Genomic DNA, 17,082 nt, shown 5'->3' on the forward strand with positions numbered 1-17,082 from the left:
CAGCAACACCCACCGCGCCGACGCCCTGCAACCATGGATGGAGCACTACAACACCCGACGACGTCACAGCGCACTGGACGGTCACCCTCCGATCAGCCGACTGTCACCAACGTCATGACCGAGTACAGCTAGTGCGCGGCCGGGCGCTGATGGGCCTGGTTGATGCGCAGCGCCTCGGCGAGCTGGTCTTCCAAGATGATGATGCGGCAGGCAGCTTCCACCGGGGTGCCCTGGTCGACGAGTTCGCGGGCGCGCGCGGCCAGGCGCAACTGGTAGCGGGAGTAGCGGCGATGGCCGCCGCTGGAGCGCAGCGGCTCGATCAGTTTGGCGACGCCCAGAGCCCGCAGGAAAGTCGGGGTGACACCGAGCATGTCGGCGGCCGCGCCCATGCTGTAGGCGGGGTAGTCCTCATCATCGAACCGGTCCTCGAACCGGTCTTCGGCCGCCGGCCCGTTCTTGGGTTCAGCGGTGTCCGCGATCCTGCCGTGAGTCAGCGTGTCTTCACCGGCAGTCCGGCGACGTTGAGCCATACATTCCTTTCCTACGCGCGCACAGGGGGCCCCGACGCCTATTGCGCCGGGGCCCCGAAGAGTTCAACACCATCTACCGGCCATCTGGCCGGTTCACTGTTTCCGCGTCCGCCCTACTGCTCGGCGGCGATGCGGGGATCGCGAATGCGTGACCGGAGACCACCTGCCTATCTGTGGAACTGCGGCACCCGAGCGGCGAGACACAGCCGGCAACGGGCGATCCCGATGGCGTTCAACACTCCCTTCATCTCTTATTTTCGCGACCTACTGGCCGGCTTCATCTGCGGCAGCGCGTCCACGTTCGGGACCCCGGCACTGCACTGGCCCCTCACGTCCGACCTTCTGCCATAACTGCGACTGCGACTTCACCGGCAGCGCGTCCACGGCCGGGCCCCTTGCTACTGCTGGCCCGTCTCGTCCGAACCTTCTGCCGTCGATCCACTTCGTCGTGCTCCGGGCGGTTCATCGTGATGCTGGTACTTCCGCCGCCCGGGTAGATCCGTCCCTTGCGATGAGAGAAACACTAGCGTCGTCGCTCACCAATGTCTACTCCGGCGAATACAGATTTTCGATGTCGGGGACGGCAGTCCTCCGGGGTGGTGCCGTGACAGCGGGAAACGCCGCATCTCGCTGGCCAGGGCCGGCTCCGCTGTGGCGGACGACCAAAAGAGCCCGCACGCAGTGGGGCCCTTGGCGATCGGGTGCGCACAGCGGCCGCCGGGACCTGCCCCGTTTTCGGCACGCCTGCCTCCAGGATCACCTCGCCGGCAGCCCTCTCTGCGGTGGGGTGCCATGACGGTTGGACCGATGAGGAGTTCGATCTGGTCTCGCGGACCGCAGAGGAGAAGGGCTGACAGTCCCGGACCTGGCGGCCGCCTGATGCGGTGGTCCTGATGCGCCGGGCCACAGAAGACCGAGGCCGAAGAGGTCCCTATAGCCGGGCGAGCGTGAGCACGACGATGAGTTGCAGCGTGCGGTAGGCATCGGCCATGGTCTGGGCCTCGAACGCGAGGGTGCGCCCGTTCCGGGTGACTCCGGGAATGAGGGCGGCCAGATCCGCCGCGCCCAGCTGGTGCAGATCGACCTGGACCCGCACCGGTAGGTGGATATCGAACGGCACCACGGCGGCGTGAAGCTCGATCGCCTGCCCGGCGGCGGCTCGCAGGCGTTCGCATGCCTCCTCGGGGTGCAGGGTGTCGGCGGCGTGCTGGCCGAGGCCCCGTTTGACCGCCACGGTGACGGCCCGGGGCGCCATCGCGCTGAACTCCTCGCAGGCCGCGTCGTCTCCGCTGGCCAGGACGACCGGCACGCCGTAGGAGGCGGCCAGCAGGGTGTTCAGGCCGATTTCGCCGTACGAGACGCCACCGATGCGGACATCGAGGATGCCATCGGCCATGGTGTGAGCGAGGACGGCACCGCTCACACCCGCGCGAGCGTGGTACCCCACGAACATCGCCATCTGGACGCCGTCCTGGAGGCCCGCCACCATGCCCAGCCCTCGCGGCTTGCCGCGAATCAGCCGGGCTCGACGGTCGAGGTCCTCGGGCAGGATGTTCCGGTAGGGGCCGTGGGAGTCGGCCACCAGGACTTCGGCGGACGGTTCGGCGTCCAAGATGCCGGCCACCACGGCGTTGGCCTCGGCCGTCATCAACCGGCGGCCGCGTTCGTAGTCGTGCCGCTCGGGAACGGTTTCCGCCGCGTGGACGATGCCGGCGACGCCTTCGAGGTCCACCGAGATCAGGATCTTCATGGCCGTGTCTCTCCGGGGTCAGGGCCGGATTCGCAGCGGAGCTCAGCCCAGGTCGGCGATGGCGATGACCGGGCCGCCGCCGCTCGGGCCCTGGTGGACGGCCGCGACGCTGACGAAGACGGCCGGGTCGCCCGTCACGCTGGCCGCGACGCCGCCCACGGTCGCCTTGATCTGGCGGTGCCAGTGGACGTCGCTGTCGTCGAGCATGATGTTCCTGCGGCCGCGCACGCTGCCCGTCGGGTCGGCCTCGCACTTCATGAACAGGTTGACCAGGCGGCCGCCCAGGTCGCTGGGGTGGGGGCGCTCCGGCAGGTCGATGCCCGCGTCGCGGATGGCCGCCCAGATGCCGTCGGTGTCGAGCGCGTCCTTCATGACCGAGTGGCCCGCGCGGTAGCGCCCGCCGATGCCGCGCACGTTGCCCACGACCACGATCTGGGCCACGTCGAGTTCGACGCCGCTCGAACACGACGCGACCGAGGAGTAGAGCGACAGGTCGCGGTGGATCTGGTCGGCCGACGGCATCTCGATCTCGCCCAGCGCCACGGCGATGCCGAGGGCGGTCGTGGAGTTGGAGATGTCCATCGAGGGGCCGGTGTCCTCGGTGATCACGTCGTGGCCGCGGGACTTGGCGTCGTTGATGGTCGACAGGGTCAAAAGCGGGGTCTTGGTCTGCACGTAGTGGACGTCGCGCGGGTCGTCGATGCCGGCGATCTTCATCGCCTCGCGGACGCCGGCCGCGACCTTCTCGACCATGGCCGGGCGGCCGATGTCCTCGGGGAGGATGACCTCGCTCATGGCGATGCCCACGCTCAGCCGGGGTTCGTCGCTCTGGACCGCCGAGGCGGGGTCGACCGTGGCGAAGATCGTCGCGTGCGGCGACAGGACGCCGTCGGTGCCGCCCGACCAGACCAGCGGCACGCTCTCGGGCGACGGGTGGCCCCTGCTCGCCAGGACCTCGCGGAAGGCGCGGTCGGCCAGGATGCGGGTGTAGTCGTTGACGCCGCCGTTGCCCTCGGTCTTGCCGATGACGGCCAGCACGCGGGCGGCCTCGATCACGCCGTCGTCGATGAGCTTCGCGAGCCCGGACGCGTCGGTCACGCTCTCGATGGCGACCTTGCGTACCTCGATGGGGTCCGGCATCTAACTCTCCCGGTGAACCGTTGTACCGATATTTCCTGAAATGGCGGCGGCAATGTTGTCCAGCGACGTGATCACTGACTTGGCGCCGCCCTCCTCGACGAAGCGCAGCGCGGCCTCGACCTTCGGGCCCATGCTGCCGCTGGCGAAATGTCCCTCGGCCTGCAGTACCCGCATCTCCTTCGGCGTCACGCTCCCGATGGGACGGGCCTCGGGGGTGCCGTAACCGGCGATGGCGTGCGGGACGTCGGTCGCGATGACCAGGATGTCCGCCCCGACCGCCTGGGCCAGGGCGCAGGCCGCGTGGTCCTTGTCGATGACGGCCTCCACGCCGTGCAGCCGGCCCTCGGCGTCGCGCACGACCGGCACTCCCCCGCCGCCCGCGGCGACGACGGTGTAACCGGCCTCCATCAGCGCCACGGCCGGGGCGGCGTCGAGGATCTCCACCGGCCGGGGCGAGGCGACCACGCGGCGCCAGCCGCGCTCGAACTCCCGCCACGACTGGCCGAGCGCCTGGAAGCGCCGGGCCTCCACGACCGAGAAGTACTGCCCGATCGGCTTGACGGGGTCGTGGAAGGCCGGGTCGTCGGGGTCGACGAGGGTGCGGGTGACCACGGTCGCCGACGGGATCGGGTCGAGGGCGTTCATGATCAGGGCGCCGAGGGTGCCCTGGGTCTGGGCGCCGCACCAGTCGAGCGGCACCGGCGGGACCACGTGGGCGGTGAGCTGGTTCTTCAGCAGGATGTTGCCGACCTGGGGGCCGTTGCCGTGGGTGATCGCCACCCGGTGGCCGTGGCCGATCAGGTCGGCGACGTGGGTCATGGCGCGCTCGATCGCGCGCTTCTGGTCGGCCGGGGCGGCGGAGCCGTCCGGCGCGGTCATCGCGTTGCCGCCGAGGGCGATCAGGACACGCTCACCCGTCACACGGCGAAACTATCCGCCGCCCATCTCCCCGGCATTGGCGACTCTCGCCGTCGAAGGTCATGACCCTGGGCAAGATTCACCAAGTGCGCCGTCCGCACGGCCCGCCCTCGGTGGCCCGCACCTCGCCGTTCTTCAGGTCGAGCTCGACCGTCGCGAGGGTGATGTGGTCGTCGTCATGGCCGGGCTCGGTGTGGTGGCAGACGCCGCCGGCGTGCCGGGCCATCACCTTGCGGACCGTCGCCGCGTCGGGCTTGGCGGTGTGCCGGCGCAGGCCGCGCCGCAGCTGGTCGCGCCGGATGAGGGTGCCCGGGTGCAGGCGCGGATAGGGGTCGCTGGGCACCACGCGCGGGTCGAGGAAGTGGTTGGTGTGGACGAGCATGCCGTCGTCCTCGGGAACGGTCCACCCGGGTCCGCCCGGGTGGAGTTCGCAGGTCACGGCCGCGTTTCCGCCGGGGCCGTGGGAGACCAGGCTGAGCGAGGAGGAGGCCGTGACGGGGGCGGTGGTGAGGGTGTAGGCGGCCGAGGTGACCGAGTCGCACTCGTCGAGCACCCGGCGGGCGGCCACGTGGACCGGCAGGCCGATCCCGTCGGCGCCGTCGTCGTCGTGGTGGAGGCGGGTGAACAGCAGCCCCAGGCCGCTGCTGTTGACGCCGATCTTGCCGACGACGCCGTATTCGGTGAGGGTCGTGGTCACGCGGCCGTCGGGGAACGGGATCGTCCAGACGAGCCAGCCGGCCGCCATCTGGCGCATCCAGTCCCACGTCTGCACGGCCACGGGCGGGGCGTCCTCGTCGTCGCCGAGCAGGACGACGGCCGAGCACTCGCTCTCGCGCACGCCTCCCAGGTAGGAGAGGATCTCGGTCCGGGCGTTGACGGCGGCGAGGTCGGTCACGGGCAGACGGGCGCCTTCCGCCATTCCGGTGATCTCTTCGGCGAGGTCGGGCGCCCACGCCTCGATCGCCTTCATCCCGAGCTTGCCGAGCTCGGTCAGATCGGGCTGCCGCCCCCCTGCTTTGTGCCGGAATACCTCGGTGTAGACGGCGACGGTGCGGGCGATGTCGGCGCTGTGCGCCTGCCCGAATTCATGGCCGCGGTCGAAGGGATCACTGACGGTAGAGGTATAGGCGCGGGTCACGGTATTGAGCATCTCATTCGTGGATCGTTCCATCTGGCTCCGAAATGTGATCCTCATCACCTGGGAGTTTGATGGCTTCGCCGTAATCTGCCCGGAATTTCCCGTTTTAAAATGCCCGATTTCTCCGTTACGGCCCCGCCCACCACGGCCCCGACCACCGCCCCCGGCGAGGGGCGGCGGCCGGCGCTCACCGGCCGCTCAGCCCAGCCGCCGCGACGTCAGCCGCCCGACCGCCTCGTCGATCACCTCGTCGCGCTTGCAGAACGCGAACCTCACGTAGTGCCGCCCGGTCTCGGCGTGGTCGTAGAAGACCTGCGTCGGGATCGCCACCACCCCGGCCAGCTCGGGCAGCCGGCGGGCCAGGTCGAGCCCGTCGGTCAGCCCCAGCGGCCGGATGTCGGTCTGCACGAAGTAGGTCCCGGCCGTCTTCAGCACCTCGAACCCGGCCTCGGCCAGCCCCGCCGATAGCCGGTCGCGCTTGGCCTCGAGACTGCCGCGCAGGTCGTTGACCCAGCCGAGCTCGTGGCGCAGCGCGTGGGCCACGCCGAGCTGCCAGGGCACCGCCGAGGTGAAGGTGAGGAACTGCTTGACCGCCGTCACGGCCGTGACCAGCTCGGGCGTGGAGCAGATCCACCCCGTCTTCCAGCCGGTCACCGAGAACGACTTCCCGGCGCTGGAGACCCGGACCGTGCGCTCGCGCATGCCGGGCAGGGTGGCCAGCGAGACGTGCGGGACGCCGTCGAAGGTCAGGTGCTCGTAGACCTCGTCGGTGATGGCGATCAGGTCGTGGTCGCGGCAGAACGCGGCGATGGTCTCCAGCTCGGCGGGCGTGAAGACGGTGCCGGTCGGGTTGTGGGGCGAGTTGACGATGATCGCCCGGGTGTTGGGGCCGGCGCGCAGGTCGGCCGGGTCGAAGGTGAAGCGGCCGTCGACCGGGCGCAGCGGCACCGCCCGGCGGGTACCCCCGGCCAGCGCGATCGCGGCCGGATAGGAGTCGTAGTAGGGCTCGAAGACGATCACCTCGTCGCCGGGCTCGACCAGGGCCAGCACCGCCGCCGCGATGGCCTCGGTCGCCCCGACGGTGACCAGGACCTCGGTGTCGGGGTCGTAGGACAGGCCCTGGGTCTCCTTGGCGTGTTCGGAGATCGCCTGCCGCAGTTCGGGCACGCCGATGCCGGGGGCGTACTGGTTGCGGCCGCTCAGGATCGCCTCGGTCGCCACGTTGAGCATCGCGGCGGGGCCGTCTTCGTCGGGAAACCCCTGGCCGAGGTTGATCGCGCCGGTCTTGACGGCCAGCCCCGTCATCTCGGCGAAAATCGTCGGGCCGAATTCCCTCATACGTCCAACTAGCACCCGCACAATTTACTCTGTTCGCATGGCGAGGATCCGGGAGCTCGACGCCCTCAGGGGGTTCGCGGTCTGCGGGATCATGCTCGTGAACACCTGGCAGCACGCCGACCCGCGCCCCGTGGAGGGCGCCGCGTTCATGGCGTTCGTCGAGGGCCGGTTCTACCCGATCTTCTCGTTCCTGTTCGGCGTGAGCTTCGCGCTGTTCCTGCGCTCCCACGACGACCGGCTGATCATGCTGCGGCGGCTGGCCGTGCTGGCCCTGTTCGGCGTCGGCCACTGGTGGCTGATGCCCGGCGAGGTGCTGCTGCCCTACGCCCTGCTCGGCGCGGGCGTCCTGCTGCCGGCCAGCTACCTGCCCAAATGGCTCAACCCGGTGCTCGGTGTGGGCGTGGTGGCGTGGGCGGTGGCGCAGGGCAGCCCGTGGATCCTCATCGGCGGCCTGTTCCTGCTGGGCCTGGCCTGCGTCGACTACGGCGGGCCGAAACCGAGCCCGCTGGTCTTCGTGGCCGCCGTGGTCGCGGCGGTCGCGTTCTTCCCCTTCGGCGGGTTCCTCTCGGCGCTGGCCGGGGCGGCGGTCTACGCGTCGGGGTTCCTGCTGCTGAGCCCCCGGGTGTTCGAGCCGCTGGGGCGGATGGCGCTGACCAACTACGTGACGAGCTCGTTCGTCATCCTCGCGGCGCGGGCCGAGTCGTTCTCCGACGTCGTCGCGGTCACGGTGGTGACCCTGGTCGTCCAGTGGTGGTTCTCGGCGTGGTGGCTCTCGCGGTTCCGCTACGGCCCCCTCGAATGGGTCTGGCGGTGCCTCACCTGGATGCGGCGGGTCCCCAACAGGCAGACTGGGGCAGGTGACCGTAGTAGCGCTGGGCCAGATCCCGATCGACCACGAGCCCAAGAAGAACCTGGAGACCGTGCGTGAGGCGCTCGCCTCGGCGGAGGCCGACCTGGTCGTCTTCCCCGAAGCCACGCTGAGCCGCTTCGGCCGGCACATCGGCGAGGTCGCCGAACCCCTCGACGGCCCGTTCGTCACCGGGCTCCGCGAGGCCGCCCGCGAGTACGGCACCGCCGTGATCGCCGGGGTCTGGGAGCCCGACGGGGGCCGCGTCGCCAACACGGCGGTCGCCGTCGACGCCGACGGGTCGCTGAAGGGGGCGTACCGGAAGATCCACCTGTTCGACTCGTTCGGGTCGCGGGAGTCGGAGTTCGTCAGCCCCGGCCCCGAGCCGGTCGTGGCCGAGGTGGCCGGGCTGAGGGTGGGCCTGGCGACCTGCTACGACGTGCGGTTCCCCGAGCTGTTCCGGAAACTGGTCGACCAGGGCGCCGACGTGTTCGCGGTGATCGCGGCGTGGGCGGCCGGGCCGCTGAAGGAGGACCACTGGACCACCATGGTCCGGGCCCGCGCGATCGAGAACACCACCTGGACCGTCGCGGTCGGCCAGCCGCCCCACGCCGACGGCTTCGGGGTCGGGCACAGCATGCTCGTCGACCCGATGGGCGTGGTGACCAGGGCTCTCGGCCCCACGCCGGGCGTCGGCGCCGGCGTGATCGACGCGGCCCGGACCGAGACGGTCAGGGCGGCGCTGCCCTCCCTGCTGCATCGGCGATTCACAATCGGGGACATTGCCGGGTGAATCCCTCCTAACGGGAGGTGAGGAAGTCAATCGCTCGTAAACTGTCCCCCATGAGTGAGCCAGGGCAGAGCACACGCATGCAGAAGGTGATCCCACCGCGCCTGCTCGTGCCATACCTGGCCGGACGGCGCACCGTCATCTCCGGTTACGTCTACCGGGTGCAGGACTGCGAGCGGCTGACCACCCCCCGGGCGATCGTCGACGCCCTCGACCTCTCCTTCGAGGGGTCGGAGCTGGTCCCGGGCGTACCCGAGCTCTACATCCTGCGCTGGCTGGCGCGGGAGATCGACACCTACGTCGTTCCCTACGGCCCCCACATGGGCGGCGACTGGAGCGATTCGCCCCCCTTCGCCGGAAACGGCTTCACCGCCTCGCGGGAGCACGTCGTGCCGCAGTTCCACACCATGCCCATGCCGATCCCGGCGGGCGCCGAGATCGTCCACCTCACCCGGCAGGGCGAGCGCCTGTTCGCGGCCTTCGACGGCCTCTCGTGGCGGCCGGCCGCATGAGCGGCGACGTCGAACCGGTCGGCCTCGGGTTCATGGCGACCTACCGGGGCCGCAACTACCCGGCCGCCATCGGCCCCGGGGGCGACGACGTCGTCCTCTTCAGCGAGTCGGCCGAACCGGGCTTCGAACGCGGCCGCGGCTACCACCGCCTGGCCGTGACGACCAAGGAGCTCGACCGTCTCGTGCTGCTCCGCACCGTCGGCGAGTTCGGCGGCGAGCCCTGCCTGGTCCTCGACGAGGACGACGGCGAGGAGGGCGGCCTGCACATCGCCTACACCGGCCACAGCGGCATGAAGGCCGAGGCCCTCGGCTACTGGCTGGTCGACCACGGGGCCTACGAGGTCGTGGTGCCCCGGGAAGAGGTGCACTCGATCAGGGTCGAGCGCGTCGCCATCCCGCTCACCTCCGGCTAGCCGGCTTTCCCAGGGCGGGGCCGACCGGGCCGGAGACGTCGGACCCGGCCGGCACCATGAGCCCGACCCCAGGGTGGGCGGGCCGGGTCAGCTCGTGCCGACGGCCCGGTAGCGGGCGATCCGCCGGTTCACGCGATCACCGGCCGGTTCGGCCAGGAGCGTGGCGATCTCTTCCTCCAAGGCGCGGGCGACCCTCTTGGCGAAGGCGGGCTGTTCGTAGACCGCGTCGGGGCACTCGGCGATGATCCGGTCGACGATGCCGTCGCGCTTCAGGTCGGCCGCCCGCACCCCCTGCGCCTGGGCGATCTCGGGGGCGAAGTCGACCGTGCGGTAGAGGATCGCCGACGCGCCCTCCGGGGGCAGCGGCGAGAGCCAGGCGTGCTGGGCGGCGAGCACCCGGTCGGCGGGCAGGAGCGCCAGGGCCGCGCCGCCCGAGCCCTGGCCGAGCAGCAGGCAGACCGTCGGGGCGTCGAGCATGACGAGGTCGGCGAGGGAGCGGGCGATCTCGCCCGCCAGGCCGCCCTCCTCGGCCGCCTTCGACAGTTCGGCCCCGGCCGTGTCGATGACGGTCACCAGGGGCAGGCCGAGCTCCTCGGCCAGTTTCATGCCGCGACGGGCCACCCGCAGCCCGGCCGGGCCGATCTTCAGGCCGGACCGCGCGCCGCGCCGGTCCTGGCCGAGCACCACCGCCGGGGCGCTGCCGAACCGGGCCAGGGCCAGCAGCAGCCCGGGGTCGCTCTCGCCCGCCCCGGTGCCGTTCAGCGGGGTGACGTCGGTGGCGGCCAGCCTCAGCAGGGTCCGGACGCCGGGCCGGTCGTCGCGGCGGGAGCTGACGATGGCGTCCCAGGCCGGGACGTCGGTCCTGGCCTCGGGCTCGGTGGCCGGCGGCGGCGCCGGGAGGTCCTTCGGCGCGCACAGCACGCCGAGCGCCCTGACGGCGATCTCGCGCGCCTGCGCCGCCGGGACCACCGCGTCGACCAGACCGTGGGCGAACAGGTTCTCCGACTCCTGTACGCCCTTCGGGAAGCGGTAGCCGTACAGGGACTCGAAGACGCGCGGCCCCAGGAAACCGATCATCGCGCCCGGTTCGGCGGCGGTGACGTGGCCCAGCGACCCCCATGACGCGAACACGCCCCCGGTGGTCGGATGGCGCAGGTAGACGACGTAGGGAAGCCCGGCCTCCTTGTGCGCCGTCACCGCGGCGGTGATCTTGATCATCTGGACGAACGCCAGCGCGCCCTCCTGCATCCGGGTGCCCCCGCTGGCGGGCGCGGCCAGCAGCGGCAGCCGCTCGGCGGTGGCGCGTTCGACGGCGGCGACGAGGCGCTCTGCCGCCGCGACGCCGATCGACCCGGCCAGGAACGAGAACTCCCCGGCGACCACGGCGACCCGGCGGCCGTCGAGCCGCCCCTCACCGGTGACCACCGACTCGTCGTAGCCCGACTTGTTCCGGGCGGCGGCCAGTTCGGCGGCGTAGTCGGAGCCGGGCGGGGCGATCTCCAGCGGTGGCCGGTCCCAGGAGACCCACGAGCCGGGGTCGAGCACGACCTCGATCAGGGTGCGCGCGTCGGGTCTCTCGGGGGTCACGGCGCCTCTTTCCCCTTGAGCCAGTCGAGGACCGCCTCGTTGTCGGCGCCCAGGGCGGGCGGGGCCGTGTGCTCCCCGGCGGGGTGGTGGTCGAAGCGCAGCACCGGTCCGGGCAGCCCGATCGGGCCCAGCACCGGGTGGTCGACCTCGACGAGGAGCCCCTGGGAGAGGGTCTGGTCCCAGGCGTAGACCTCGTCGATGGTGCGGATCGACCCGGCGGGCACCCCGGCGTCGGCGAGCCGGCCGAGCCAGTGGTCGCGGGTCTCGCTGGTCAGCACCTTCTCCATCTCGCCGACGAGCTGGTCGCGATGGGCGAAGCGGTCGCGGTTGGTGGCGTATTCGGGCCGGGCCGGGTCGATGCCGAGCAGCGCGGCGACCTTCTGCCAGTGGCCCTCGTTGCCGGCCGCGATCTGGATCATGCCGTCGGAGCAGCGGAAGGCCCCGAAGGGCGCGATCGAGGAGTGGTGGTTGCCGTTGGCCTTCGGTACCTGCCCCGCGACCGTCCACTGGGTCCCGTGGTAGGCGTGCACGCCGACGACCGAGGCCAGCAGCGAGGTCCGGACCACCCCGCCCCTGCCGGTGCGCTCGCGCTCGTAGAGGGCGGCGGCGACGCCGTAGGCGCCGTGGATGCCGGCCAGCAGGTCGGCGATCGACGGCCCGGCGCGATGGGGCTGCCCCGGCGGCCCGGTGACCGACATCAGCCCCGCCTCGCCCTGGGCGATCTGGTCGTAGCCGGGACGGCCGCCCTCGGGCCCGTCGTGCCCGAACCCGGTGATCGAGAGCACGACCAGCCGGGGGTTGAGCTCCTCCAGTCTGGCCGTGGAGAAGCCGAGCCGGTCGAGGACCCCGGTCCGGAAGTTCTCGATGAGGACGTCGGCCTGCCGGATCAGCCGCGTCAGCACGGCCTGACCGTCAGGGTCCTTCAGGTCGAGGGTGATCGACCGCTTGTTGCGGTTGGTCGACAGGAAGTAGGTCGAGATGTCGCCCTCGGGCCCGACGAAGGGCGGCCCCCAGCCCCGCGACTCGTCCCCGCCCTGCGGATGTTCGACCTTGATCACGTCGGCGCCCAGGTCACCGAGCATCTGGGCCGCGTGGGGGCCGGCCAGCGCCCGGGACAGGTCGAGCACCACGACACCGGTCAGGGGTCCCTGCACGATCGTCCTCCGATTTCGATGGGGAGCCCGCAGGCTACCCGTACCAACGGGGGCTGGCACGATCGGGGCATGCCGACCATCGCCGACCTGGCCGCCCGGATCGCCCTTCTGGAGCCGTCGTGCGGCCCGTCCAGGCTGGTGGCCGTCGACGGCCCGGGAGGCTCCGGCAAGACGACCTTCGCCGGCCTGCTCTCCGGGGCGCTTGACGGCGCACCCGTGGTGCACAGCGACGACTTCCCCATCCCCTGGGACCAGGGCCCCGAATCCTGGTTTTCCCATCTCACCCGAGACGTGCTCGAACCACTACGACGTGGGTCAAAGGCCTCATTCCGCCGGTACGACTGGCGTACCGGAACCTACGCCGAACGACTGGAGGTCCCACCCGCGCCGGTGATCGTCGTCGAGGGGGTCAGCGTGGCGCGGAAGGAGTGCCCGGCGGCCCTTCGCGTATGGGTGGAGGTGCCCAGGGAGGTCAGGCGGGCCCGCGTCCTGGCCCGCGACGGCGCGGAGCACGCCGGCGACTGGATCACCTGGACGGCGGCCGAGGACGCCTGGTTCGCCCGGGAGCCGGTCGCGGCCGACGCCCGGGTGGACGGGACGACCTTCGAGGTCACCTGGTGATCGGACGCTGCGGGACGGCCGGCCGCCCGACGAACTCCTCGGCCCGCCCGATGGCATGCGCGACGACCTCGTAGGACGCGATGAGGAGACCATATGCCTGAGGATCAGACCTTCTCCGCGACACCCGGCCGGATCGACCATGCGGCGGCGCGGTTCCACCGATCTGTCGCCGACCTGGCCGGCCTGCTGGGCGTCGAGGCGACGCTGCGCGAGTTCGTCGGGAACGAGCACCTCGACGTCCGGCGAAACCTCATCCCCGGGTTGCGGCTGAACCCGGAGGCGAATCCGCCGGAACTCCGTCCTCTCGTCGAGGAGGTGGTGCGCATCGCCCGCGCGCATCCGGACGGGTACATCCGCCACCGCGTCGAGATCCAGGTCATGGCCTGACGTCCACCTCCGCGTGCGGCAGCCCGCCCGACAGCTTCGGGAAGCCCGGCCCCCGGTCGAAGAACGCCTCCGCCGGCGCCCGCAGCTCGGCCCGCAGCGCCTCGGTGGCCGCCTCGTCGACCGTGAGGCCGTCCGAGAACACCACCCCGTAGTCCTCGCGGGCGGCTTCGAGCGACACCTTCCCGTCGCGCACGTCGTCGGCGACCCGCGACGGCTCCCGGTCGAAGGGGGAACCCCACCCGCCGCCGCCCGTCGTCCGCACGCGGACGATCTCGCCTTCCCGTACGGGAAAGTCGTCGACCAGCCCGTCCATCTCGACGCCGTCGACCGTCACCACGAACGGCCGCCCGGCCCGGCCCCCGTTCACGCCCCAGCAGCTCAGAATCGACCGGTCGGCGATGCTCATGAACGACGCGTCGCGCAGCAGGCGGATGTGCTTGTCGTAGCCCAGGCCGCCCCGGTAGCGGCCGGGACCGCCGCTGTCGACGGCCAGACCCAGGCGTTCGACCCGCAGGGGCCAGCGGGCCTCGGCGAACTCCACGGGGATGTTGCGGGAGTCGGGGACCACGTGGATGGTGTCCTCGCCGTCGGCGTACCAGCGGCCGCCGGAGCCGCCGCCGAGGACCTCGCGCATCAGGTAGTCGTTGCCGGCCGCGTCGTGGCCGTAGACGCCGGTGTAGCGGATGGTCTCCTGGTCGGCGGGCATCCGGCCTCCGGTCGCCTTGGCCAGCACCCCGGCCAGCACACCGAGCAGCCGGAGGATCACGAAGGTCCGGGCGTTGGTCGGGGCGGGGAAGACGGGCGTGAGCAGGGTGCCCTTCTCCGGGAAGACCATCTTGATCAGCGGGACGACGCCCTCGTTGACGTCGAGTTCGGCCATCCGCTCGGGGGTGTCGGCCAGGTTCCGCAGGATCGGGGCCAGCCACTTCTTCAGGAACACCCCGTCGGCGTAGTCGCCGGCGTGGTTGATGGGGCCCTTGGCCTGCGGGGAGGTGCCGGTGAAGTCGATCACCAGGGGTTCGGGGGCGGCGTGGTCGACGGTCAGGGTGATGCGCTGGGCGTGCAGGCGGGGTTCGTCGACGCCGTCGTGCTCGGCGTAGTCCTCCCAGACGTGGACGCCCTCGGGGATCTTCGCCAGCAGTTCGCGGCGGAAGGTCTCGGTCGTCTTGGCCAGGATCGCGTCGAAGCACGCCTCCACGGCCTCGCGGCCGTAGCGGTCGAAGAGCTCGCCGAGCCGCCGGGCGCCCATCAGGCAGGCCGAGCACTCCGCGTCGAGGTCGCCGGCCAGGGAGTCGGGCATGCGCGAGTTCCGCGTCATGATCCGCAGCGCGGCGTCGTTGGGCACGCCCTGGTCCCAGAGCCTGATCGGGGGCACCATCAGGCCCTCTTCGAACACGCTCCGGGCCCCCGACGGCATCGAGCCGGGGCACGCGCCCCCGATGTCGTCGTGGTGGCCGAAGGCCTGCACGAACGCCACCACCTGACCGTCGTGGAAGACCGGGACGGTCACGCACAGGTCGGGCAGGTGGCCGATGCCGCCCTCGGACAGGTAGACGTCGTTGTGGAAGAAGACGTCGCCGGGGTTCATCGTCTCGATCGGGAAGTCGCGCACGATCGGCTGCACGAGGGCGCTGTAGGAGCGCCCGGTCAGCTTGCGCAGCCGGACGTCGTGGATGCCGGCCCGGAAGTCGTGCGCGTCGCGGATCATGGGCGAGCGGGCGGTCCGGGCGATGGCGGTCTCCACCTCCATCTCGACCGACGCCAGGGTCCCCTCGACGATCTCGATCAGGATCGGGTCAGCCAAGCTCACGGCGCACCTCCAGGTTGCCGTAGTCGTCCATGGTCGCGGTGAAGCCGGGGTGCACCGGGAGCGTGGAGCCGTACTCCTCGATGACCGCGGGGCCCTGCACCACGGCTCCGGCGCCCAGGTCGCGGCGGCGGTAGATCACCGTGCGGGCCCAGCCGTCGAAGTGGACGTCGCGGGTGCAGATCGGGGTGGGTTCCTCGAACTGCGCGGGACGGCGGGCCAGCGCCGGGCGGGTGATGGGGCCGACCCCGCTCACGCGGAGGTTGACCCATTCGACGGCGTGGCGGGGGTCGTCGCGGTAGCCGTACCCGTAGAGCTTCTGGTGCGCCTCGTGGAAGCGGGCCTCGACGTCGCCGTCGGCGGGCACCCGCACCTCGTAGGCCTGGCCGTAGTAGCGCAGGTCGGCGGTGCGGACGTACACGTGGTCGGTGAAGCCCTCGCGGGTCAGCGCCTCGGCGGCCTGGGCCTCCAGGTCATGGAAGATCGCCTCGATCTCGTCGGGGCGGGGGTCGGTGGTCACGTGGGTGCGGACGTAGTCGTTCTTCACGTCCACCGTCAGCAGGCCGAAGGCCGACACGTTGCCCGGGTCGGGCGGCACGATCGCGCTCTTCAGTCCCAGGACGTCGAGCAGCCGGCAGACCAGCAGCGGGCCGGAGCCGCCGAAGGCCACCATGGGGAAGTCGCGCACGTCCAGGCCGCGCTTGACGGTGATCTGGCGGATCGCGTTCGACTGGTTGAAGGCGCTGATCTCCAGGATGCCGGTCGCGCAGCGCTCGGGGGTGAGGCCGAGCTTGGCGGCCAGGCCCTCGATCCCGGCCCGCGCCGCCGCCGCGTCGAGCGGGATCTCACCGCCCAGCAGGTGGGGCGGGACCCGGCCCAGGAAGACGTGGGCGTCGGTCACGGTGACCTCGGTGCCGCCCTTGCCGTAGCAGATGGGGCCGGGGTCGGCCCCCGCCGAGCGGGGGCCGACCTTCAACGTCCCCTCGGGCGAGATCCACGCCACCGAACCGCCGCCCGCGCCGACGGTGACGATGTCGATCATGGGGATCTTGCAGGGGTAACGCCCGATGGAGCCCTCCGTGGTCTGGGAGGGCTCCCCGTCGACGATGACGGCGACGTCGGTGCTGGTGCCGCCGCCGTCCAGGGTGATCACGCTCGGGTGGCCGGCCGTCCCGGCGATCAGGGCCGCGCCGAGCGCGCCCGCCGCCGGGCCGGACAGGACGGTGGTGATGGGCTGGTTGACGACCTCGGCCGCCGACAGCACCCCGCCGTTGCTCTTCATCACCGAGAAGCCCCGGCCGAGCCGCTCGGACAGGTTGCCGATGTACGTCCGCATGATCGGCTTCACGGCGGCGTCGACCAGCGTGGTGACCGAGCGCTCGTACTCGCGGTACTCCCGGAGCACGTCGCTCGACAGGGAGACCACGGCCTCCGGGTGCTCGCGGGCCAGCACGTCGCGCATGAGGCGTTCGTGCGCGGGGTTGGCGTACGCGTGCAGGAAGCACACCCCGATCGCGGTGACGCCCTGGTCGCGGAGCGAGCGCGCGGCCTCGGCGGCGGCCTCCTCGTCGAACGGCCGGACCTCCGCGCCCGTGTGGTCGAGGCGGCCCGGCACGGTCTTCACCCGGTGCACCGGCACGATCCGGGGCGGTTTCACCCAGAAGTAGGAGTTGCCGTAGCCGTCCGGGACGCTCTGGCGGGCGATCTCCAGGATGAACTCGAAGCCTTCGGTCGTGATGAAGCCAAGATGGTCCGACCGGTCGGGACGGTCTTCCAGGAGCTGGTTCGTGGCCACCGTGGTGCCGTGGACCAGCGCCGAGACGCTCCCCAGGTCGACCCCGCCGCCGTGGAGCTCCAGGACCTTGGCCACGCCGGCCAGGAACCCGTCGGCCGGATTCGACGGCGTCGACGGGGTCTTGGTCGTCACGATCTGCCCGGTGCGCTCGTCGACGAGCACCACGTCGGTGAACGTGCCACCCGTGTCGACACCGATTCGGACGCTGTACATGCCCCGTTTCTACCGACCTGCCCGACGTGGGGAATCAGCGGGTTGTGCCGAAGAATCCCAAAATACTCGTCACAGGCTGCCCGGCACCGTCGTGAACCCACGCCAGGTCAGCGGTTCTGGACAGAACGTGGGCGCACACATC

The 17,082-nt window shown here is 71.3% G+C and carries 17 protein-coding genes; 7 read left to right on the forward strand and 10 right to left on the reverse strand.

Annotated elements, in window-relative coordinates; translation table 11 throughout:
- The coding region (locus FDA94_RS19120; protein ID WP_137246055.1) for an integrase core domain-containing protein at window positions 1–118 on the forward strand (118 nt) is incomplete at its 5' end.
- A gap of 10 nt (window positions 119–128) precedes the next feature.
- On the opposite strand, the gene FDA94_RS19125 is transcribed toward FDA94_RS19120, so the two are convergent.
- From FDA94_RS19125 to FDA94_RS19150, 6 genes are all read right to left on the reverse strand, one after another.
- A complete protein-coding gene (locus FDA94_RS19125) occupies window positions 129–530 on the reverse strand; it encodes a MerR family transcriptional regulator (RefSeq protein ID WP_137248443.1) in 402 nt (133 codons plus the stop codon).
- Window positions 531–1,461: 931 nt separating this feature from the next.
- Window positions 1,462–2,280, reverse strand: coding sequence for a M55 family metallopeptidase (locus FDA94_RS19130; RefSeq protein WP_137248444.1), 819 nt, complete (start codon window positions 2,278–2,280; stop codon window positions 1,462–1,464).
- Between the two features lie 42 nt (window positions 2,281–2,322).
- Window positions 2,323–3,420 (reverse strand): barbiturase, encoded by a 1,098-nt coding sequence (gene bar / locus FDA94_RS19135; protein WP_137248445.1) that lies wholly within the window; start codon window positions 3,418–3,420, stop codon window positions 2,323–2,325.
- Window positions 3,421–4,341 (reverse strand): carbamate kinase, encoded by a 921-nt coding sequence (locus FDA94_RS19140; protein WP_246060037.1) that lies wholly within the window; start codon window positions 4,339–4,341, stop codon window positions 3,421–3,423. It abuts the gene before it with no gap.
- A gap of 76 nt (window positions 4,342–4,417) precedes the next feature.
- Entirely contained in the window at window positions 4,418–5,476 is a 1,059-nt protein-coding gene (locus FDA94_RS19145) for a C45 family autoproteolytic acyltransferase/hydrolase (protein WP_170991023.1), read from the reverse strand.
- A gap of 198 nt (window positions 5,477–5,674) precedes the next feature.
- Entirely contained in the window at window positions 5,675–6,838 is a 1,164-nt protein-coding gene (locus tag FDA94_RS19150) for a pyridoxal phosphate-dependent aminotransferase (RefSeq protein ID WP_281286601.1), read from the reverse strand.
- A gap of 13 nt (window positions 6,839–6,851) precedes the next feature.
- On the opposite strand from FDA94_RS19150, the gene FDA94_RS19155 reads away from it, so the two are divergent.
- From FDA94_RS19155 to FDA94_RS19170, 4 genes are read left to right on the forward strand one after another with little or no spacing between them, the layout of a single operon-like run.
- Window positions 6,852–7,742 (forward strand): DUF418 domain-containing protein, encoded by an 891-nt coding sequence (locus FDA94_RS19155; RefSeq protein WP_137248448.1) that lies wholly within the window; start codon window positions 6,852–6,854, stop codon window positions 7,740–7,742.
- A complete protein-coding gene (locus FDA94_RS19160) occupies window positions 7,672–8,454 on the forward strand; it encodes a carbon-nitrogen hydrolase family protein (protein WP_137248449.1) in 783 nt (260 codons plus the stop codon). The genes FDA94_RS19155 and FDA94_RS19160 overlap by 71 nt, the downstream gene beginning before the upstream one ends.
- Before the next feature lie 50 nt (window positions 8,455–8,504).
- Complete coding sequence (locus FDA94_RS19165; RefSeq protein ID WP_030454273.1) at window positions 8,505–8,963, forward strand: hypothetical protein; 459 nt, start codon at window positions 8,505–8,507, stop codon at window positions 8,961–8,963.
- Window positions 8,960–9,376, forward strand: coding sequence for a hypothetical protein (locus FDA94_RS19170; protein ID WP_137248450.1), 417 nt, complete (start codon window positions 8,960–8,962; stop codon window positions 9,374–9,376). The genes FDA94_RS19165 and FDA94_RS19170 overlap by 4 nt, the downstream gene beginning before the upstream one ends.
- A gap of 87 nt (window positions 9,377–9,463) precedes the next feature.
- Here FDA94_RS19170 and FDA94_RS19175 read toward each other — a convergent pair whose 3' ends face one another.
- Together FDA94_RS19175 and FDA94_RS19180 are read right to left on the reverse strand one after the other, a co-directional pair.
- On the reverse strand, window positions 9,464–10,963 hold the full coding sequence (locus FDA94_RS19175; RefSeq protein WP_137248451.1) for a carboxyl transferase domain-containing protein: 1,500 nt from the start codon (window positions 10,961–10,963) through the stop codon (window positions 9,464–9,466).
- A complete protein-coding gene (locus tag FDA94_RS19180) occupies window positions 10,960–12,117 on the reverse strand; it encodes a CaiB/BaiF CoA transferase family protein (RefSeq protein ID WP_137248452.1) in 1,158 nt (385 codons plus the stop codon). The genes FDA94_RS19175 and FDA94_RS19180 overlap by 4 nt, the downstream gene beginning before the upstream one ends.
- Before the next feature lie 69 nt (window positions 12,118–12,186).
- On the opposite strand from FDA94_RS19180, the gene FDA94_RS19185 reads away from it, so the two are divergent.
- The gene (locus FDA94_RS19185; RefSeq protein WP_246060038.1) at window positions 12,187–12,738 is read left to right on the forward strand and encodes a uridine kinase family protein; all 552 of its coding nucleotides are present in this window, start codon (window positions 12,187–12,189) and stop codon (window positions 12,736–12,738) included.
- 93 nt (window positions 12,739–12,831) lie between these two features.
- Window positions 12,832–13,125 (forward strand): hypothetical protein, encoded by a 294-nt coding sequence (locus FDA94_RS19190; protein ID WP_137248453.1) that lies wholly within the window; start codon window positions 12,832–12,834, stop codon window positions 13,123–13,125.
- On the opposite strand, the gene FDA94_RS19195 is transcribed toward FDA94_RS19190, so the two are convergent.
- Complete coding sequence (locus tag FDA94_RS19195; RefSeq protein ID WP_137248454.1) at window positions 13,115–14,935, reverse strand: hydantoinase B/oxoprolinase family protein; 1,821 nt, start codon at window positions 14,933–14,935, stop codon at window positions 13,115–13,117. The two genes, FDA94_RS19190 and FDA94_RS19195, sit on opposite strands and share 11 nt — an antisense overlap.
- Window positions 14,922–16,940 (reverse strand): hydantoinase/oxoprolinase family protein, encoded by a 2,019-nt coding sequence (locus tag FDA94_RS19200; RefSeq protein WP_137248455.1) that lies wholly within the window; start codon window positions 16,938–16,940, stop codon window positions 14,922–14,924. The genes FDA94_RS19195 and FDA94_RS19200 overlap by 14 nt, the downstream gene beginning before the upstream one ends.
- Window positions 16,941–17,082: the final 142 nt, after the last annotated feature.

It is taken from the genome of Herbidospora galbida (assembly GCF_005233835.1).
In the GTDB taxonomy this organism is placed as follows: domain Bacteria; phylum Actinomycetota; class Actinomycetes; order Streptosporangiales; family Streptosporangiaceae; genus Herbidospora; species Herbidospora galbida.

Coding starts and splice junctions, on each gene's coding strand:
- FDA94_RS19185 (WP_246060038.1), top strand. CDS start 12,187: ATGCCGACCATCGCCGACCTGGCCGCCCGGATCGCCCTTCTGGAGCCG.
- bar (WP_137248445.1), bottom strand. CDS start 3,420: ATGCCGGACCCCATCGAGGTACGCAAGGTCGCCATCGAGAGCGTGACC.
- FDA94_RS19165 (WP_030454273.1), top strand. CDS start 8,505: ATGAGTGAGCCAGGGCAGAGCACACGCATGCAGAAGGTGATCCCACCG.
- FDA94_RS19130 (WP_137248444.1), bottom strand. CDS start 2,280: ATGAAGATCCTGATCTCGGTGGACCTCGAAGGCGTCGCCGGCATCGTC.
- FDA94_RS19155 (WP_137248448.1), top strand. CDS start 6,852: ATGGCGAGGATCCGGGAGCTCGACGCCCTCAGGGGGTTCGCGGTCTGC.
- FDA94_RS19200 (WP_137248455.1), bottom strand. CDS start 16,940: ATGTACAGCGTCCGAATCGGTGTCGACACGGGTGGCACGTTCACCGAC.
- FDA94_RS19170 (WP_137248450.1), top strand. CDS start 8,960: ATGAGCGGCGACGTCGAACCGGTCGGCCTCGGGTTCATGGCGACCTAC.
- FDA94_RS19125 (WP_137248443.1), bottom strand. CDS start 530: ATGGCTCAACGTCGCCGGACTGCCGGTGAAGACACGCTGACTCACGGC.
- FDA94_RS19190 (WP_137248453.1), top strand. CDS start 12,832: ATGCCTGAGGATCAGACCTTCTCCGCGACACCCGGCCGGATCGACCAT.